This is a genomic window from Pseudalkalibacillus sp. R45, from assembly GCF_052246725.1.
Lineage (GTDB): Bacteria > Bacillota > Bacilli > Bacillales > Fictibacillaceae > Pseudalkalibacillus.
This window is the reverse complement of sequence record NZ_JBQQCL010000003.1, coordinates 206,168-223,275: the sequence shown is the minus strand read 5'-3', so window position 1 is coordinate 223,275 and position 17,108 is coordinate 206,168. Positions and strand designations below refer to the sequence as shown.

17 protein-coding genes and 2 pseudogenes are annotated in these 17,108 nt (G+C 41.1%); 18 read left to right on the top strand and 1 reads right to left on the bottom strand.

The genetic code is table 11. The features are described 5' to 3' along the window. Nucleotides 1-88: 88 nt before the first annotated feature. The 18 genes and pseudogenes from ACTWQL_RS08760 (at nt 89) to ACTWQL_RS08675 (ending at nt 16,185) form a co-directional block, all read left to right on the top strand. Complete coding sequence (locus ACTWQL_RS08760; protein ID WP_443142063.1) at nt 89-880, top strand: IclR family transcriptional regulator; 792 nt, start codon at nt 89-91, stop codon at nt 878-880. Next, entirely contained in the window at nt 852-2,123 is a 1,272-nt protein-coding gene (locus ACTWQL_RS08755) for a 3-isopropylmalate dehydratase large subunit (RefSeq protein ID WP_443142180.1), read from the top strand. The genes ACTWQL_RS08760 and ACTWQL_RS08755 overlap by 29 nt, the downstream gene beginning before the upstream one ends. Nucleotides 2,124-2,127: 4 nt before the next feature. Then, nucleotides 2,128-2,622, top strand: coding sequence for a 3-isopropylmalate dehydratase small subunit (locus ACTWQL_RS08750; RefSeq protein WP_443142062.1), 495 nt, complete (start codon nt 2,128-2,130; stop codon nt 2,620-2,622). A gap of 37 nt (nt 2,623-2,659) precedes the next feature. Continuing rightward, the gene (locus tag ACTWQL_RS08745) at nt 2,660-3,658 is read left to right on the top strand and encodes a Bug family tripartite tricarboxylate transporter substrate binding protein (RefSeq protein ID WP_443142061.1); all 999 of its coding nucleotides are present in this window, start codon (nt 2,660-2,662) and stop codon (nt 3,656-3,658) included. Between the two features lie 24 nt (nt 3,659-3,682). Beyond that, nucleotides 3,683-4,144 (top strand): tripartite tricarboxylate transporter TctB family protein, encoded by a 462-nt coding sequence (locus tag ACTWQL_RS08740; protein ID WP_443142060.1) that lies wholly within the window; start codon nt 3,683-3,685, stop codon nt 4,142-4,144. A 42-nt stretch (nt 4,145-4,186) separates the two neighbouring features. Continuing rightward, nucleotides 4,187-5,695 carry a tripartite tricarboxylate transporter permease gene (locus ACTWQL_RS08735; protein ID WP_443142059.1) on the top strand — a complete coding sequence of 503 codons (1,509 nt, stop codon included), beginning with the start codon at nt 4,187-4,189 and terminating at the stop codon, nt 5,693-5,695. A 14-nt stretch (nt 5,696-5,709) separates the two neighbouring features. Beyond that, nucleotides 5,710-6,789, top strand: coding sequence for an AbrB family transcriptional regulator (locus ACTWQL_RS08730; RefSeq protein ID WP_443142058.1), 1,080 nt, complete (start codon nt 5,710-5,712; stop codon nt 6,787-6,789). 28 nt (nt 6,790-6,817) lie between these two features. After that, nucleotides 6,818-8,029, top strand: coding sequence for a CaiB/BaiF CoA transferase family protein (locus tag ACTWQL_RS08725; RefSeq protein ID WP_443142057.1), 1,212 nt, complete (start codon nt 6,818-6,820; stop codon nt 8,027-8,029). 19 nt (nt 8,030-8,048) lie between these two features. Further along, a complete protein-coding gene (locus ACTWQL_RS08720) occupies nt 8,049-8,993 on the top strand; it encodes a hydroxymethylglutaryl-CoA lyase (RefSeq protein WP_443142056.1) in 945 nt (314 codons plus the stop codon). 152 nt (nt 8,994-9,145) lie between these two features. Beyond that, nucleotides 9,146-9,421 (top strand): annotated as a pseudogene (locus ACTWQL_RS08715) (cupin domain-containing protein); the annotation flags it as partial. Nucleotides 9,422-9,554: 133 nt separating this feature from the next. Continuing rightward, nucleotides 9,555-10,883 (top strand): APC family permease, encoded by a 1,329-nt coding sequence (locus ACTWQL_RS08710; RefSeq protein WP_443142055.1) that lies wholly within the window; start codon nt 9,555-9,557, stop codon nt 10,881-10,883. Beyond that, nucleotides 10,825-11,397 (top strand): bifunctional transcriptional activator/DNA repair enzyme AdaA, encoded by a 573-nt coding sequence (locus ACTWQL_RS08705; RefSeq protein ID WP_443142054.1) that lies wholly within the window; start codon nt 10,825-10,827, stop codon nt 11,395-11,397. Before ACTWQL_RS08710 ends, ACTWQL_RS08705 begins: the two co-directional genes overlap by 59 nt. A gap of 121 nt (nt 11,398-11,518) precedes the next feature. Continuing rightward, nucleotides 11,519-11,964 (top strand): annotated as a pseudogene (locus ACTWQL_RS08700) (GNAT family N-acetyltransferase). Between the two features lie 266 nt (nt 11,965-12,230). Then, nucleotides 12,231-12,548 carry a PadR family transcriptional regulator gene (locus ACTWQL_RS08695; protein ID WP_443142053.1) on the top strand — a complete coding sequence of 106 codons (318 nt, stop codon included), beginning with the start codon at nt 12,231-12,233 and terminating at the stop codon, nt 12,546-12,548. A gap of 24 nt (nt 12,549-12,572) precedes the next feature. Next, nucleotides 12,573-12,911, top strand: coding sequence for a DUF1048 domain-containing protein (locus ACTWQL_RS08690; RefSeq protein ID WP_443142052.1), 339 nt, complete (start codon nt 12,573-12,575; stop codon nt 12,909-12,911). A 341-nt stretch (nt 12,912-13,252) separates the two neighbouring features. Further along, nucleotides 13,253-14,026 carry an ABC transporter ATP-binding protein gene (locus ACTWQL_RS08685; protein WP_443142051.1) on the top strand — a complete coding sequence of 258 codons (774 nt, stop codon included), beginning with the start codon at nt 13,253-13,255 and terminating at the stop codon, nt 14,024-14,026. Then, nucleotides 14,016-14,765: an ABC transporter permease gene (locus tag ACTWQL_RS08680; RefSeq protein WP_443142050.1), complete on the top strand. Its 750-nt coding sequence runs from the start codon at nt 14,016-14,018 to the stop codon at nt 14,763-14,765. The genes ACTWQL_RS08685 and ACTWQL_RS08680 overlap by 11 nt, the downstream gene beginning before the upstream one ends. A 259-nt stretch (nt 14,766-15,024) precedes the next feature. Continuing rightward, nucleotides 15,025-16,185 carry an MFS transporter gene (locus ACTWQL_RS08675; RefSeq protein WP_443142049.1) on the top strand — a complete coding sequence of 387 codons (1,161 nt, stop codon included), beginning with the start codon at nt 15,025-15,027 and terminating at the stop codon, nt 16,183-16,185. 37 nt (nt 16,186-16,222) lie between these two features. Here ACTWQL_RS08675 and ACTWQL_RS08670 read toward each other — a convergent pair whose 3' ends face one another. Beyond that, nucleotides 16,223-16,966 (bottom strand): class I SAM-dependent methyltransferase, encoded by a 744-nt coding sequence (locus ACTWQL_RS08670; protein ID WP_443142048.1) that lies wholly within the window; start codon nt 16,964-16,966, stop codon nt 16,223-16,225. Between the last annotated feature and the right edge of the window lie 142 nt (nt 16,967-17,108).

Sequence of the window (17,108 nt, the reverse complement as noted above, 5' to 3'; positions counted from 1 at the left end):
ATCCTTTAGACTCCTAAGTGTGGATTCACAATGCGAACTTAGTGTTCATAATGTGAACACAATTAGAAATGATTGTTGAGGTGTTGAGATGACTGAACAATCAAAAGGTACCGTGCAGTCTGTTGAACGAGCGATTGACCTTTTATATTGTTTTACATTAAACGAATATGAATTATCTTTAGCTGATTTTGTGAATAAAACTGGTCTGAATAGGACAACGGTATTCCGACTATTAAATTCCTTGAAGGATAAGGGAATGATTAGTCGGAATCAACACAATGGTTTGTACCGCTTAGGATTACCCTTAATTGGAATGGGGCAGATTGTCAGTGAGACCATTGATGTTCGACAGGAGGCCTTACCTGTATTAAAGCAATTATCTAAAGAGACAGGTGAGACAGTGAGTTTGAATATCATTCAAGCAAATCGCCGAGTGTGTGTCGAGAAGTCGGATGGCAGTGAAGATATTCGTCAATTCGTCCGGCTAGGCTATCCCTATCCTCTTGTTAGAGGAGCCTCTGGGAAAGCATTATTTGCTTTTTGTGAAGAAGAATTCATTGAGGAAGAGATTAGTACATGGGAAAGAGAAAATCAAAAAGTCATTGATAGAGATACCTACTACAAAGAACTTGAAACCATAAGAAAAAATAGATTGGCAATCAGTAAAAATGATAGAGTTTTCGGCGCATATTCAATTTCAGCTCCTATTTTCAATAATACTTATACACTTGTAGCTGGAATCTCGCTTTCAGGAATGTCAATAAAATTAACTGAAGAACTAGAGCTGAAATATGGAGAATTAATCAGAAATGCGGCATTAACGATATCTAAAAAAATGGGTTATTCTTTGACTGGAAATACAGGGGAAGGAGGAGATTGACATCGGTCAGACTGTAATAGAAAAAATTATTACGAATCATTCAGATCATCAGGTGAAAGAAGGAGAGATTGCGCTAGTAAAGATTGATGGGTGTATGGCCTCAGACACTACCGCTCCATTAGCAATCCAATCCTTCGAAAACATGGGAGGACAAAACGTATGGGATCCATCGAAGGTTTCATTAGTTATTGACCATGCATCGCCCGCTCCTAATCAACGAATTGCTGATTTACACTCAATGATGCGTGACTTCGCTTCTAAACAGAACATCCGTCTTTATGATGTTGGGGAAGGAATTTGTCACCAGCTTATGATTGAGAACAATCATGTAAAACCTGGAGATATATTCTTTGGTGCGGACTCCCACACCTGTACGTACGGAGCCTTAGGAGCCTTTTCAACTGGCGTAGGATCTACTGATTTAGCTGGGATTTGGCTGACAGGGAAGACCTGGGTGAAGGTTCCAACTACGATTCAAATCAGGTTGAATGGGACGTTGAAAACGGGTGTTACCACAAAGGATCTCATTCTCTATCTTGTTGGTAAGTTAGGTATTGAGGGAGCTACATATCAGGCGATAGAGTATACCGGAGAGGCGCTTCACGATTTAACACTGGCTAGTAGGATGACATTAGCCAATATGTCAATTGAGATGGGGGCAAAAGCAGGACTTGTAGATACCACTGGTTTAAAACTAGATCATAATTTTACCCCCATATACGCCGATCCGGATGCAGTTTATAGCAGAGTCATAGAAATAGATGTCTCAAATTTGGAGACTCAAATCTCAATCCCGCACTCACCTGACGATACCAAATCAATTTCGGAAGTTGAAGGCACTCCAATTCATCAGGCGTTTATCGGCAGCTGTACGAATGGAAGATTAGAAGATTTACATGCTGCAGCAGAAGTGTTGAAAGGGAAAAAGATACCTCCAGATGTTCGCCTTATCATTGCACCAGCTTCCAAGAAAGTTTTTGAAGATGCTTTGGATGACGGCACTGTAAAGATATTGACGAAAGCAGGTGCAACCTTTATTAGCTCTGGATGTGGACCTTGTGTAGGAACTCATCAGGGTATACCAGGTAAAGGAGATAATGTTATTTCATCATCTAATCGTAACTTCCAGGGTAGAATGGGCAACCCTTCGGCTAATATATACCTTGGGTCACCTGCTGTCGTGGCGGCTTCAGCGTTAAATGGTAAAATCACTAATCCTGATAAGCTAGTGGAAATGAGGTAACAACGTGAATCTTAAAGGATATGCTCATACTTACGGTGATCACATTGACACGGATCGAATTATACCTGGTAAATACACGAAAACTTTGGATTTGTCGCAATTAGCTGATCATGTACTAGAGGATCTTGACCCTTCATTCAGGGAAAAAGTACGTGAAGGAGACATTATTGTAGCAGGAGAGAATTTCGGATGCGGTTCTTCTCGTGAACAAGCTCCTTTAGCCTTGAAGGCAGCAGGGGTTTCAGCTGTAGTAGCACGTTCCTTTGCCAGAATTTTCTTTAGAAACGCGATTAATGTAGGTTTACCGGTCATAGAAGTACCAGATCACAATATTGAGACCGGAACTCTTCTTACGATCAATCTTTCTAAAGGGACAGTCATCAATGAGAATCAAAGAAATGAACTTCAGGGTACAAGCATGCCAATGGTGATGATAAGGATATTAGAATCTGGTGGATTGGTTTCATATCTAAAAAAACATGGTGATTATATCTTGTGAACAAATGAAAGCGTTAACAAATCGGGAGGGAACGGTTATGAAAAAACTATTATGGACGGCAGTAGTTTTGATTTTGGCAATGATTCTGACAGCCTGTGGGGGCAAACAGGCTAGTGACGACGTGGATGTGGCTGACTGGCCAGATAAAGAAATCACATTAGTGGTCCCTTATAGTGTAGGAGGATCAGCTGATAGGCAAGCTAGAGCACTTGCACCAATTTTAGAGAAAGAGCTTGATACATCCGTTGTTGTTGAAAATCGAGAAGGTGGGGGTGGAGCATCTGGAACGAATACGCATAAAAATGGAGATCCAGATGACGGGACACATATTGTGTACCAATCCCATCCACATTTTGAAGCTGGGATTGTAAGAGATGCGGGGTATGAATTTGAGGATTTTGATATTTTAGGAATAACCCATTCATCTCCGATCACCATATGGGTAGATAAGGACTCTGAGTACAAGACAATGGAAGATCTCCTCAAGGGTATCGAAGAAAATCCAGGTAAATTAAGCTATGCTATGATTTCTGGTTCGTGGTCTGATATTGCAGTCAAAATGATTACAGATAAATTGGATATGGATGTTAGAGCAGTACCATATGATGGTGGTGGACCTATGCGTACCGCATTGATGGGAGGAGAAGTAGACTTCATCGCTTCTGACATTGAAGGGACAATGGCAGGTGCAGGAGAAGATCTGCGACCGCTTGCTATCTATAGTGATGAACCATATGAACAAGCACCTGATGTGCCATTAATCAATACTGTATTGCAGGATATGGGACATGATATGGATTTACCAGCAGTATCAAATCGCCGGTTTATTCAAGTAAAGAAGGAATTCCAGGAAAATTATCCGGAACGTTGGGACAAACTCGAAACAGCTTTTGAAAAATCAGTTACAAGTGATGAGTTCAAGCAGTGGGGAGAAGAGCAGAGCATGGAGCTAAAATGGGTCCCTTCTGATGAAGCAACTGAAAGATTAAGCGAGACTGTAGAAGTAATATATGAATACAAGGAGTTGTTCCAATAATTCCTTGACGAAAGGAATCTTATGATGACTCACGAGCTGAAGAATATCTTATTTTTACTGGGGATCGGTTCATTTGCATTGTTCTATTTCCTGGATGTAAAAAACCTACCCGATCCTCAAGAAAAGAATTTGGTAACCATGCTTATCATTGGATTAGCGGTACTATTAACAATAGAAGCAAGTAGATCCATATATAAAGGAATACGGAAAAAAAACCAAGAGAAAATGTCTACCTTTAAAGGCTGGAGACTATGGATTAAAAACAAACAAATCATCCTTGTGTTCAGTTTAATTGGGTATGTAATCCTGGTGCCTATCATTGGTTTTTTTGTCACAACACTTGGTTTTGTCCTTTTAATGAATCTATTACTAGAGAATCGTAAATGGTGGGAGATGACAGTACTTCCTTTTGTTCTGTTGTTAATTGTTTATACAATGTTCGTTTGGCTACTGGGTGTCGACCTACCGCAAGGCTATTTCTTTTAATGTATTTTCACCCTATGTTGAGATTGAAGGCAGGTGAACCATTTGACACTAATCGATCTATCAGCATCAATTGAAGCTGTTAATATGCTTACTAGTGTAAATATTCTAGTTTATATTTTTTTAGGTTTGATTACAGGGGTCATTCTAGGTGCTATTCCAGGAGTCTCAGGTACTCTTGGGATAGCCTTGTTACTTCCCGTAACGTACCACATGGAACCTATCAGTGCCATTATGTTTTTGTCTGCTATCTTTACTGGTTCCGTTTATGCTGGTGGAGTAACAGCGATTATGCTAAACATACCAGGGGCTCCAGGTGCAGTGGCTACCACTTTGGATGGGTACCCACTGACTAGACAAGGAAGACAAAATGAGGCACTCGGAATGGGACTTATTTCCTCAGTAATTGGTTGCTTGTTTGGCTATATTCTTGTATTCCTGTTTTTGAAACCACTTGGGAGTTTTGTGTTGAACTTTCAAGCTCCAGAAATGATGATTCTAACTCTATTCGCTCTTTCAATCATAAGCACAATTCAAGGAGATGTAGTCAAGACTCTGATTTCGGGGTGCACGGGACTACTTTTAGGGACGATTGGATCTACAGTCTTTGGACGTCCACGCGGAACTTTCGGGATAATGGAATTATATGAGGGAATTGAAATCGTTCCTGCGTTAATGGGGTTGTTGGCAATCTCTGAATTGTTTTTCTTGGTACAGAGGAAATTCATTGTAGATGATGGCCAGAAGCTTCCGGAAAAAAGTTTTTCTGCAATTCTTAAAGGAATGGGGACTGTGATCAAACATAAGTTCAACGTTTTACGTTCCGGATTAATCGGCGTCTTTATAGGATTATTACCTGCTGCTGGTTCAACAGTTGCTTCCTTAGTCAGTTACTCTCAAGCCCAAGCCTTTTCCAAAAATAAATCTTCTTTCGGAAAAGGAAATCCTTCAGGCTTAATCGCTGCGGAGACCGCCAATAATGGATCCGAAGGTGGAGGTATGGCTACTATGCTGACATTCGGGATTCCTGGAGGGAGTGCAACAGCAGTATTAATGGCAGCTTTTATGATCCATGGTTTGACACCCGGCCCATACCTTGTAAGGGATCACATGGAATTAACTTATGCTGTCATTATCGGGAACTTCTTTCAAGGGATTTTGCTGCTTGGAGTTGGCCTTTTGTTCATTTGGTATTTTAGCAAAGTAGTTTTAGTTCCTACAAGGCTTTTAATTCCAATAGTAATGGTGTTTTCTATAGTAGGTGCTTTCTCAGTTCGTGGAGTTTATCTAGATGTAATCCTTACAGTAGGGTTTGCTTTACTTGCACTTGTGATGAGGAAACTTGAATATCCAATCATTGCATTATTGCTTGGCTTGATTTTGGGATCAACAATTGATGGGGAGCTTTCACGCACGATCGTGTTATATGAAGGAAGGTACCTGGAACTGCTGCAACGTCCAATCTTTATGGCTATGGCTATCTTAACTGTAATCCTATTTTTGTACCCAACCGTGCAAAGGTTTAGAAAAACAAGAGAATCAACTGATCAATAAATGAAGTCAGGGAAGTGAGTCATGTGATCATACTGCCCTTTATCATATTTGCAGTTTTTGCAATAATTGGTTCTCTGTGTGGCTATTATTTGAAAATTCCCATGGGCACAGTATTAGGAGCGACCGTAATGGTTGGGGTCGGGAAGTCATTACAGTTGATTGAATTTCAACCATCAAATTACCTGTCATTTTTAGTGCAAATCTCACTCGGTATTATGATAGGCCTTAGCTTTACAAAGCTCTCAAAAAAACAGTTAAGCAAACTCAATAAGAGTTTAGTGTTTGTGATGGTTGTCGTTATTATCATGACCGTAAGCACAGGATTTATTGTAAGCTATTTCAACTCTGTCACTGTTCCTGTAGCCGTATTATCCTCAGCGCCTGGGGGAATGGTTGAAATGGCTACAATGGCTGGAGCACTTGGATTAGAGGTGCCTGCGGTTATCTTTCTTCATTTTGTCCGCTTACTTATCGTGATGGTGATCTTTCCGCATATTATCGGAAGAATAACGAAAATTTCCGAGCCTGAAAGTCCTGCACTTAAGAAGAAAAGGCATAGTAACATGCAGAATGATATAAATAAAACTAAGATATCAAGTGGAAGACCGTATTTAAAATATATAGTCTTAATATTGGCTTCATTAGCTGCTGGATTGGTTGGATTCATCACAAAATTACCCCTGGGTCCGTTGTTAGGGGCAATGGCCCTTGTGATCGTTATTAATTTTAAAACTGAAATGTATTCTCCCTTGCCAATTCGTGTAAAAAGACTAATCCAAACCTTCATTGGTGGAAGTATTGGACTAACTTTCACATCAGAAACTTTTCAATTATTACAAAAGCTAGTGATGCCTGCGCTGCTGATTTCTTTATTAACCATTGTAAGTTCAGTGATCCTAGCTTTTATTCTAACTAAATGGTTGAAGGTAGATCAGATAACTTCTGTATGCGGGCTTGCACCTGCAGGCATGAGTGAAATGGTGTTGATTGCAGAGGAACGGAATGCTAATGTACCGACAGTTGTAACCATGCACTTATTTCGTATATTAACGATCGTTACAATTATTCCCTTCATTGTACAACAGTTAATTTAATACTGCTAAATTGGAAAGGAGTAATTCTATGATAGGAAACAATAGATTAAATGGTCCACTTGATGGTGTTCGAATCTTAGATCTCTCCACAATGATTGCGGCTCCTTATGGAGCGACCTTACTTGGTGATTTTGGGGCAGAGGTCATAAAAGTTGAAATGCCTGGAAAAGGGGACTCTCTACGAAGTATGGGTCCTTTTAAAGATGATGAGCCACTGCGGTGGCCTGGACTTGCTCGGAATAAAAAATCGTTGACGCTTGACCTTCACGCATCTGAAGGTCAAGAAATACTGAAGCACCTTGTGAAAAAGTCAGATGTGGTGATTGAAAATTTTCGTCCGGGCACGCTTGAAAAATGGAATCTCAGCTATGAGGTACTTAAGGAAGTGAACCCTGATATTATAATGATGCGCGTGACTGGTTATGGCCAAACGGGACCAAATAGCCATAAAGCTGGATTTGGTACACCAGCTACAGCATATAGTGGGTTTACATATTTGCATGGGTTTACAGACCGCCCGCCAATCAGTCCTTCCTTCTCCTTGCTTGATTATATCACTGGCGTATATGTGGCTTTCTCAGTATGTGCTGCGTTATATCACCGCGAAAAGGATACAGGAAGCGGCCAAATGATCGATATGGGCCTATATGAATCCGTCTTCCGTATGATGGAGTTCCTGGTGACTGATTATGACCAGAATGGAAACATCAAGGAACGTTCCCCTGGATTAAGTGGTCATTCGGCTCCTGCGGGCACGTTTCAAACAAAAGATGGACATTGGGTTGTAATTGTTACAAGCTCTGACAGTACATTTAATAGACTGGCTAAAGCAATGAATCGAGAAGATATGTTAGAGGATGAGAGGTTTTATACGAATTCTGTACGTCTAAAGCATTTCGATTTAACTAATAGTATTTTAGCTGATTGGGTCAAATCACTGACTCGACAGGAAGCACAAGAAATTCTGGACAAGTATGGAGTTCCAATAAGCCCGATTAATAGTATTAAAGACATCTTTGAAGATAAACATTACCAATCACGTGAAAATATAATTGAGGTGGACCATCCACGTCTTGGAAAAGTGAAAATGCCGGGCATTGTACCGAAATTTTCTGAGACACCAGGCAGCATCCAACGAATTGCGCCGGATCTCGGAGAGCATAACCAAGATGTACTTAGCACCCTTCTAAATTATAGTGAAGAAGATATTGCTTCGTTAAAAGAGAAAAACATCATATAAAGGAGGCGTTAAAAATCATATGACTCTCCCATCGAATGTTAATATTGCAGAAGTTTGTCCCAGGGATGGATTTCAGAGCCTACCCGAAAAAATTCCGCCTAATGAAAAAATCGTAATCATAAACCGTTTAATGGAATGTGGCTTCCCGCAAATGGAAGTTACTTCATTCGTCCACCCCAAAGCAGTTCCGCAAATGAGTGATGCACAGGAAGTTTTAAATGGAATCAATCGAAAGCAAGGAGTAACTCTTCGTGCACTTGTGCCTAATCTTAAGGGATTAGAGCGGGCAATCGCTTCAAACGTGGATAAAATAAAATTGATGCTCTCAGCTACAGATTCTCATAGTCTTTACAATGCCAATGCGACTACGATGGAAGCGATGGATAAGTTTATTCCTTTGGTGGAACGAGCCAAAGAAAGTGATACAAAGGTAACAGGTTCTATCTCTGTGGCATTTGGTTGCCCTTATGAAGGAGATGTCCCCATTGAACGTCACCTGAAAATTTGTCAGCGCTATCAAGAACTAGGGATTCATGAAATTTCTCTGGCAGATACTACTGGAATGGCTCACCCGGTACTCGTCAAAAAAGTGATTGCTAGTATAAGAGATTCATATCCTGAATTCCATTTTTCTTTACATCTTCATAATACGCGGGGTATGGCTTTTGCTAATGCAGTGGCAGGGCTTGAAGAAGGAATAATTGATTTTGACAGTTCCGTAGGGGGTCTTGGGGGGTGTCCGTACGCACCAAATGCAAGTGGAAATATAGCCTCTGAAGATTTAATACATGGATTTGAAGAAATGGGAGTTAAAACGGGAATAAATCTCGATGCGGTAATGGACGTAGCAAAGTATTTAGAAGATATTTTCCCAAAATATAGTGATAGTTTTTTATTGAAAGCAGGAAAGAGTAAATCCCTAGTAAAGGCTCCAGGTAAGCAAAAAAAAATCGGAGAAAATTAGACTGTGCAATATAAGGATTTATTCTTAGGGATAAGTCTTAACTAACCGCAAGTGATTTCACGATCATTTGCGGTTTTTTTACATACACGAGATCACTACTGGGTGAATATCATGCCTATAGAGTTTTCTGAAAAGAGGGGAAGAGAACATCTATGGCTTATCTCGATTACAAGTCTCCTTCTGCCCAGTATGCTTTTGATGTGAATACCAGTCCGTTGTTCAAAAAAGATAACCGGAACTTCATTAACATCTTGGGGATCCATCAACTGAATACATTGGAAAACGTGTCGTTACTGGACATTTTCATGAGTACAAACAATGTCGTCGAACCACATTGTCATCAAAACGCCGCAGAGCTTGTCTATTGTGTTTCTGGAGCGGCTGCTGTATCGATGTTGAATCCATATACGAAACGGATCCAAACGTATAGGATGGTGCACTTTATCGTTAAAGTGCACCTTTTAAATTTATTATTAATGTACTTAGGAATTAAACAGCAAGATAAGAAATGAATGTAATATTATTAACTTGCTAGAATGGTGGTGAAAGTTGGTGATTCATATGGAGAAAAAAACAATCGGATTATATGAAGCAGTTGCCTTGTATGTTGCGGCCATTTTAGGTTCAGGAGTCCTTTTTTTATCCGGTGTTACAGCTTCTATAGCAGGACCAGCGTCATTATTATCTTGGTTGATTGTTATCGTTATCAGTTTTCCACTGGCTTATTCATTTGCTTGTCTAGCACGTGAATTCCCAGATGCAGGAGGAGCAGCAACCTTCGTAAGAAAGTCATTTGGCAATCATATGGGTAATATTGTGGGATGGTTTTATTTTGTTACTGCTGCTGTTGGACAGACAATCGTTTCTTTAACAGGTGCTTTTTATATAAGCGATGCATTCGGGTTGTCTGATTTAGAAAACACATTTATAGCAATATTAATTCTTTTAATAGCAGGGATATCCAATTATTCTGGTGTAGAAGTTAGTGGTAAGGTAGCATTGATTCTCAGCTCTTGTCTACTAGGTTTATTACTGATAACAGTGATGGTTTCTTTACCTAAAGTTCAATTAGTTCATTTCACTCCATTTGTTCCAAATGGTTGGACTTCAATCGGGACAGCAATAACCGCGATTTTTTGGGCTTTTTTTGGATGGGAGGCAATTTGTAACCTTGCCAATAATTTTAAAAAACCAGAGAAGGATATTGTAAATAGTACCCTTGTCAGTGCAATTATTATTGGGGTACTATTCATAGCCTTAAGTATCGTTACCATTGGGACAGCAACATATGGATTTGTAGAAGGCGATCTATCTCCGATTGGTGTTATAATTGGAAATGAATTAGGAATGGGTGCAAAGGTGATTACAGCGGTTTTAGCTTTCCTAATTTGTACGGGTACTTCCAATGCATTTGTTGCGAGTTTAGCACAACTTGGATATTCATTAGGTAGAGATGGAGCATTCCCTAAAAAGTTATCCCAGTTACACTCGCCCACTCAGATTCCAAGACGAATGATTATATTTGTAATTTTCTTTGCTACAGCAGGTGTTATTACTACATCACTATTGTCGATGACATTCAATGATATTTTGTTTATTCCTACTTCACTCGGTATCCTTGTTTACATTTTGTCAATGGCAGCAGGTATAAAAATACTAAATAAAGGCTCATTGCCTTGGATTTGTTCATTCATAGCCTTAATCCTTTGTGTACTTGTCCTACCGTTTTTCAAACTATATATTTTTGTTCCAGTCATTGTTATTGGCTTATATATTGTCTACATGGTTCTTCAAAAACAAATTTTGTCCCAAAAAGGAAGGTTAACCCCTTATGGAGACACGAAAAAATCTTACGGCAGAAAAAATGTGGGAAGCCACAATAAACTGTGATGCAAACTATGATGGCAGTTTCTTCTATGCAGTGAAAACTACGGGAATATTTTGTCGCCCTTCATGTAAATCTAAGTCACCGAAGAGCGAAAACATTGTATTTTTCGAAAACGCTAACGATGCTTTAAGTGGTGGATTTCGGCCTTGTAAAAGATGTAGACCAAATCTTCAATCAGAGGACTATGATTCCCAAAAAGAGATCGTCGAAAAAGCAGTTAATATCATTCATCAGTATTACGATGAAAAAATACAATTAAAGGATTTAGCATATAAGGTCGGAGTAAGTCCATTTTATTTGAATCGTATTTTTAGGACCAAAACAGGAATAACTCCTCATATGTACATAGAGAAAATAAGAATACACAAGTCAATGACCTTGTTATCAACCACCTCATTAACCAGCACAGAAATAGCCTATAAGATAGGATATGACTCACTATCAAGTTTTTATAAGGCATTCAAAAGGGTTACCAACAGTTCCCCTAAAGAATATAGATTACATTATAGAAAATGAACAACAATTGGGAAATTGATGTTCAAGAAAAGGGGCACTTGCTGAATAAGCAACTGGATCCATACATACTCAAGAGTTAGACATTTATTATTTCTAAAATTAAGGAGTTTTAGTTAATAACATGAGTAATGTGTATTTTAGAGATATTGATAGTACTAATGAATGTATAGTTAGAAATATAAAAATTAACACCTGGACAAGAAAAATTTATTGAAACAGTAGATGAATGTCTAAAAGAAGCTGATACTTACCATGATTGGCATCCAGTAGCTATATATTATGATGACGAAATTATTGGATTTGCTATGTACGGTTCTTTTGGTCCTAATAAGGATACTTGGATTGATAGAATAATGGTAGATGAAAAATATCAAGGCAAAGGCTTAGGAAGAATTGCAATGATGGAACTTATTAATATAGTTTCGAAAAAATATGGGGTAAACGTTATATATTTAAGTATCAAGGAGGAAAATAGAATAGCTTATCGGTTATATAAGTATGGGATTTGAAATCATGAATGAGAGAGACCCAAATGGAGAACTCTTATTTAAGTATACAATTCTATAAAGAGTTGTCTTTTGATTTTGACTGCGAATAACTAAAAAAGGAACCCGATTGTCCCCTTTTGGAGGACACAAAGTATAAATCAATCATGAAAAAGCATGTGGAACGAAACCACATGTTTTTTTATTTGACGAAAAGATTTATTCTTGACAAGTGACACTATTCTGTTATACTATATACCAGTAGTTAGTATTACTAAATATCAGTAACACAAAATACCGGTGATACAGAGTACTTAAAAATAAAGAAAAATACTAACGGAGGAAAAAATGGAAAATTTCAGAGAAATGATGAAAGGGGTGCTTGAGGGTTGTGTGCTTGAGATCATCAGCCGTGGCGAAACTTACGGCTATGAAATCACTCAACAGCTGCGAGAACTTGGTTTCACTGATGTGGTTGAAGGCACAGTTTACACGATTACCATGCGGCTTGAGAAAAACAATCTGGTGGACATCAAGAAAAAGCCATCCACCATGGGACCGCCGAGAAAATTTTACACACTCAACGCAGCAGGTCGAGAGCATCTAGAAACTTTTTGGAGAAAATGGGAATTCGTCTCAAGCAAGGTTAACGAACTAAAAAACTAAAATAAATACAAAAGGAGAAGTAATATGAGTATTTTCGAAAAAATTATCGGAAGTTTGGATGACAAACGGGAATGGAAGGCGATGGAGGCGCGTGCCAAGGCACTTCCAAGTGAGTATCACAACGCTTACAAAGCGATCCAAAAGTATATGTGGACCACTGGTGGTCCCTCTGACTGGAAGGGTGTGAGTCGTATCTTTGGCGGCATTCTCGATCTTTTCGAGGAAGGTGCAGCGGAAGGCAAGAAAGTCACTGACCTCACGGGTGAGGACGTGGCCGATTTCTGCGACGAACTAGTGAAAGACGAGAAAACTTGGAAAAACAAGTATCGCACGAAGTTGAACGATACGATTGGTCGTGGCTAACGTCGAATTCCTAGTGGGTTTTGTGTGATTTGAATCATAGTATCGTGAAGCGATTGGGAAAAAAGTAAAAGCGATAGATAATACCGACTGAATAGCTGGTTACAAATGTGAATTGCCACATTCACTCACTATTCAGTTTTATTTTCAACCCGGTACTAAGTTATACAGATTATCAGTCAGACTAAGTAGAGGGATATAGGGCATCTAGCTCCGCAAGACGCTCGACCGGATCATTACTCCGTTTTGTCTGAAGGTGAACCCCCCTCGTTTATCAGACAAAGCTCCCTGAATTCCGGATCTCACAAGCGGTCTAGTTCCGCTTACTATAAGGAGGAAAAAGTATGAAAAATGCAGCGATTTCTGTAAAAAGGTTAAAAAAATCCTTTAAAGACCAGGAAGTCTTAAAGGGGGTGGATTTTGAGGTGGAGCGTGGCGAAATTTTCGCACTGCTGGGCTCAAATGGTGCGGGCAAGACGACGACGGTCAACATCCTCTCGACACTGATGAAGCCTGATGGCGGCGAAGCAGGTATTTGCGGTTTTAATGTCGAGAATCAACCGGATCACGTTCGCGAGAATATCAACCTGACAGGGCAGTTCTCAGCTTTAGACGGTATGCTCACCGGGCGGGAAAACCTATTGATGATCGCCAAGTTGCGGGGAGTTTCCAATCCCGCTCAAGTCGCTGACGATCTGCTTGCAAGATTCAGCTTGAACGATGCAGCCAACCGCCGAGCCGACAAGTATTCCGGTGGGATGAAGCGTCGGTTAGACATCGCCATGAGCCTAATCGGGACGCCACCAGTCATTTTTCTCGACGAACCGACGACAGGACTTGACCCCGAAGCGCGGATTGAAGTCTGGGATACCGTCAAGGAACTTGCTGGCGGCGGCACGACCATCTTGCTGACGACCCAGCACCTGGAGGAAGCTGAACAACTTGCGGACCGTATCGCCATCCTGCATGGCGGGAAAATCATCACAACCGGTACCATTACCGAACTCAAGGAGATGTTCCCGCCAGCGAAAATAGAGTACATCGAGAAGCAGCCGACATTGGAGGAAATTTTTCTCGCGATCATCGGCAAAAAAGGAGGAGATGTAAATGAAAAGTAAAACGGGTGTATTACTTGGACGTTTAATGCGCAACATCATTCGCAGCCCGGATACGATTATCACGGTGGCGATTACACCGATTATGCTGCTGTTGCTGTTTGTCTACGTATTTGGCGGCGCCATAGAGACAGGCACGGAAAACTACGTCAATTATTTATTGCCGGGAATCTTGCTGATCACTATCGCATCCGGCGTCGCTTACACTTCTTTGAGGCTGTTTACGGATGTAAAGAGTGGGCTGATGGCGCGCTTCATTACAATGCCCATCAAACGGTCATCCGTATTATGGGCTCACGTGTTGACCTCGCTTATTTCCAATGCGCTTACTGTTGTGGTGGTTATCCTAGTCGCGTTCTTGATAGGTTTCCGTTCCAGCGCTGATATTTTGGATTGGCTTGTGGTAGCTGGGATCCTCGGGCTGTTTACGCTAGCATTGACATGGCTGGCGGTCATTCCCGGATTGACAGCAGGGTCTATGGAAGGGGCGACAGCCTACTCGTACCCGCTGATTTTCCTGCCGTTTATCAGTTCGGCTTTTGTCCCCACCGAAACCATGCCTAAAATTGTCCGTGTGTTCGCTGAGAACCAGCCTGTGACTTCAATCGTGAATTCGATTCGTGCCCTCTTGTATGGAGGATCTGTTGGCAACGGGATCTGGACCGCGCTTGCCTGGTGCCTCGGCATCATGGTCATCGCTTACTTCTTCGCCAATAAAGAATTTAAACGCCAGTTAGGATAAGTACACCATTATGGAATTAGCACATCAATAGTCATTGCCGCTGCGATGAATTACCACATGGAAGGCTGCTTAAATGCCGGGGCAAACATCGATGAAACTATGGAAACCCTTAAAAATCGTGTGATTGCAAACCTACCTGTGAGGACTCGTCTTGTAATTTTGACTGCTAATGAAGATATTCTCCCTCAAATAAGAACTTGTCAAACTCAGCATGTCTCTTTTTCAATTTCGTTCATACACTTATGGTGGAGGCGATTTTATGGACGAGAGAAGAAGGGGCATGGCTGCGATTTTCACGGTTCTGTTCCTGCTATCTTTAAGCTTACATATCCAGTATCCAATCTTCACGCCTTATGCGGTTGCGCTTGGGGCGACGAGCTTCTTTGTGAGTATCATGATGAGTATGTCTTCCTTCGCGAACATGTGCGGGAACTTGATCGCTGGCCCGCTGATCGATTTTTTCGGGAAGAAGAAGTTCATTGTCGTGCCGCTGTTTTTATCGGGTTTATTGATGATGGCACATGGCGTTGCAGCGAATCCTGACGTGTTATTGGTTTTGCGTTTGTTCAATGGGCTTGTCCTTGCGTTCATGACTCCGGCTTGTTTTGCGCTGTTGTCCGGCTATGCGAAGAATAGCCATCAACAGGGGAAGTATATGGCGTTCAATGGGTTACTCATGACGATTGCACATATTCTTTCGCCGACGATCGGTGGGTATCTGGTTGAAATCGTTAATTATCAGGGTACCTATTTCCTTATTGGTGGATGTATTCTCATTACAGCCATTATCGCACTGTTGTACGTTAGGGAATTCGAACCGATCATCGTTCATAAAAAAGAGCAAACTGATAGCGGTGGGCTGAAGCTCGATCGGCATCTGTTGATGATCTATTTCGTAGCTTTCTCGTTGATGTACGCGCAAGGAACACTCGGGTATGAGCTACCGTTTTTGGTAGTGGAAAAAGGGATGTCGACGAGTGATGCCGGGAAGTTGTTCAGCTATATCGGGGTCGGGACGCTCGTCATCGTTTGTATGACGTGGATCAACCGGATTTCCGCGTTGCTGCGCACGGGGTTTGGCATGCTTGTGTTGGCTGCGTGCTTTTACCAGATGGTGGTGCCATTCACTCCACTTAGTCTCGGGCAGCTGTTGTTCGTCCTCGGAATCGGATTGGGGATCCTGTTCCCAGCCATCACAACATTGATTACGGAGAAAATCGATAAAACCAAACATGGTACAGCCTTTGGCATACTGTCTGCGGTTTTCTCATTAGGAATTATCGCAAGTTCACTTACAGCCGGTGCAGTTAGGGATTTTATTTCACCTTACTTCATCGCGTTTATCGTGGTTGGGGTGGCTATCACTATCATCGGGTGGCAGGGACTCGGCTATAAAGAAAAATCGATTGTGTCAAATTGAATGTATTAAAAGAGCTCCATGTTTGGTCATGGAGCTTTTACTCCGCTTTTTTCTTTCCAGATACAATGATGACTGGCGGGAACATGGAGAAATAAAATTGTGATTTCTCTACATCTGTCAAACCAGCCTTCGCCAAGATTGCTGGATATTCCTCCACATACATGAAATCCATGATCGCCACTAGGCCGTCCGGCTTTAGGACACGAGCGATTTCTTCCAGGGCTTTTTGCCTCTCATCTGGATCAGGTATCGTATGAATCGTAAGGCTGGAAGCGACAGCATCAAATGTTTCGTCTTCGAACGGCAGGTTGCGGGTATCAGCGGTTTGGACTTCAATACGGTCTTTGACATCTTCTGTCTCTGCGTTTTGCAAGGTGGTTTCAGGCGCATTTTTGTTCCGCTTATCACTCCAGTTGTCGATACCGATGACTTTCCCTCCAGATACTTGTTTGGCAAGTGAATTCATCAGGAAACCTCTACCACAACCCACATCTAGGACCGTATCGTCTTTTTTCAAATTTAACTTACCGAGCATATCAGAGACAACACGGCCTTGCCCTTTTTTGCTGCTCAATGTCATCCAGGTCGCCTCTCCATAGCTGATGATGGTGATGGCAAGGAAGATGAAGGCTACAATAGTCCATACGAGTCCATCTAATTGAAAAAGATAAACCGCCGCGATCAATAGGATGCTGCCAAGCACCCACATAATCTTGACCTCGCGAATTCCTTCGATCCCATAATTCCCTTTATTTGCGACAGCAAAGTTAGGTTTGGACATTACGTTTCGCCCCCTCAAAATCATGAATTGGTTAGTTCGAGTTTATCATAATTTCTAAGGGCTGCGCTTCTATAAAGCAGAGTGATAGCAGTCAGCGGAATCATAGTGTTAGAATAGATACATTACTACGCTAAAGAGGTGT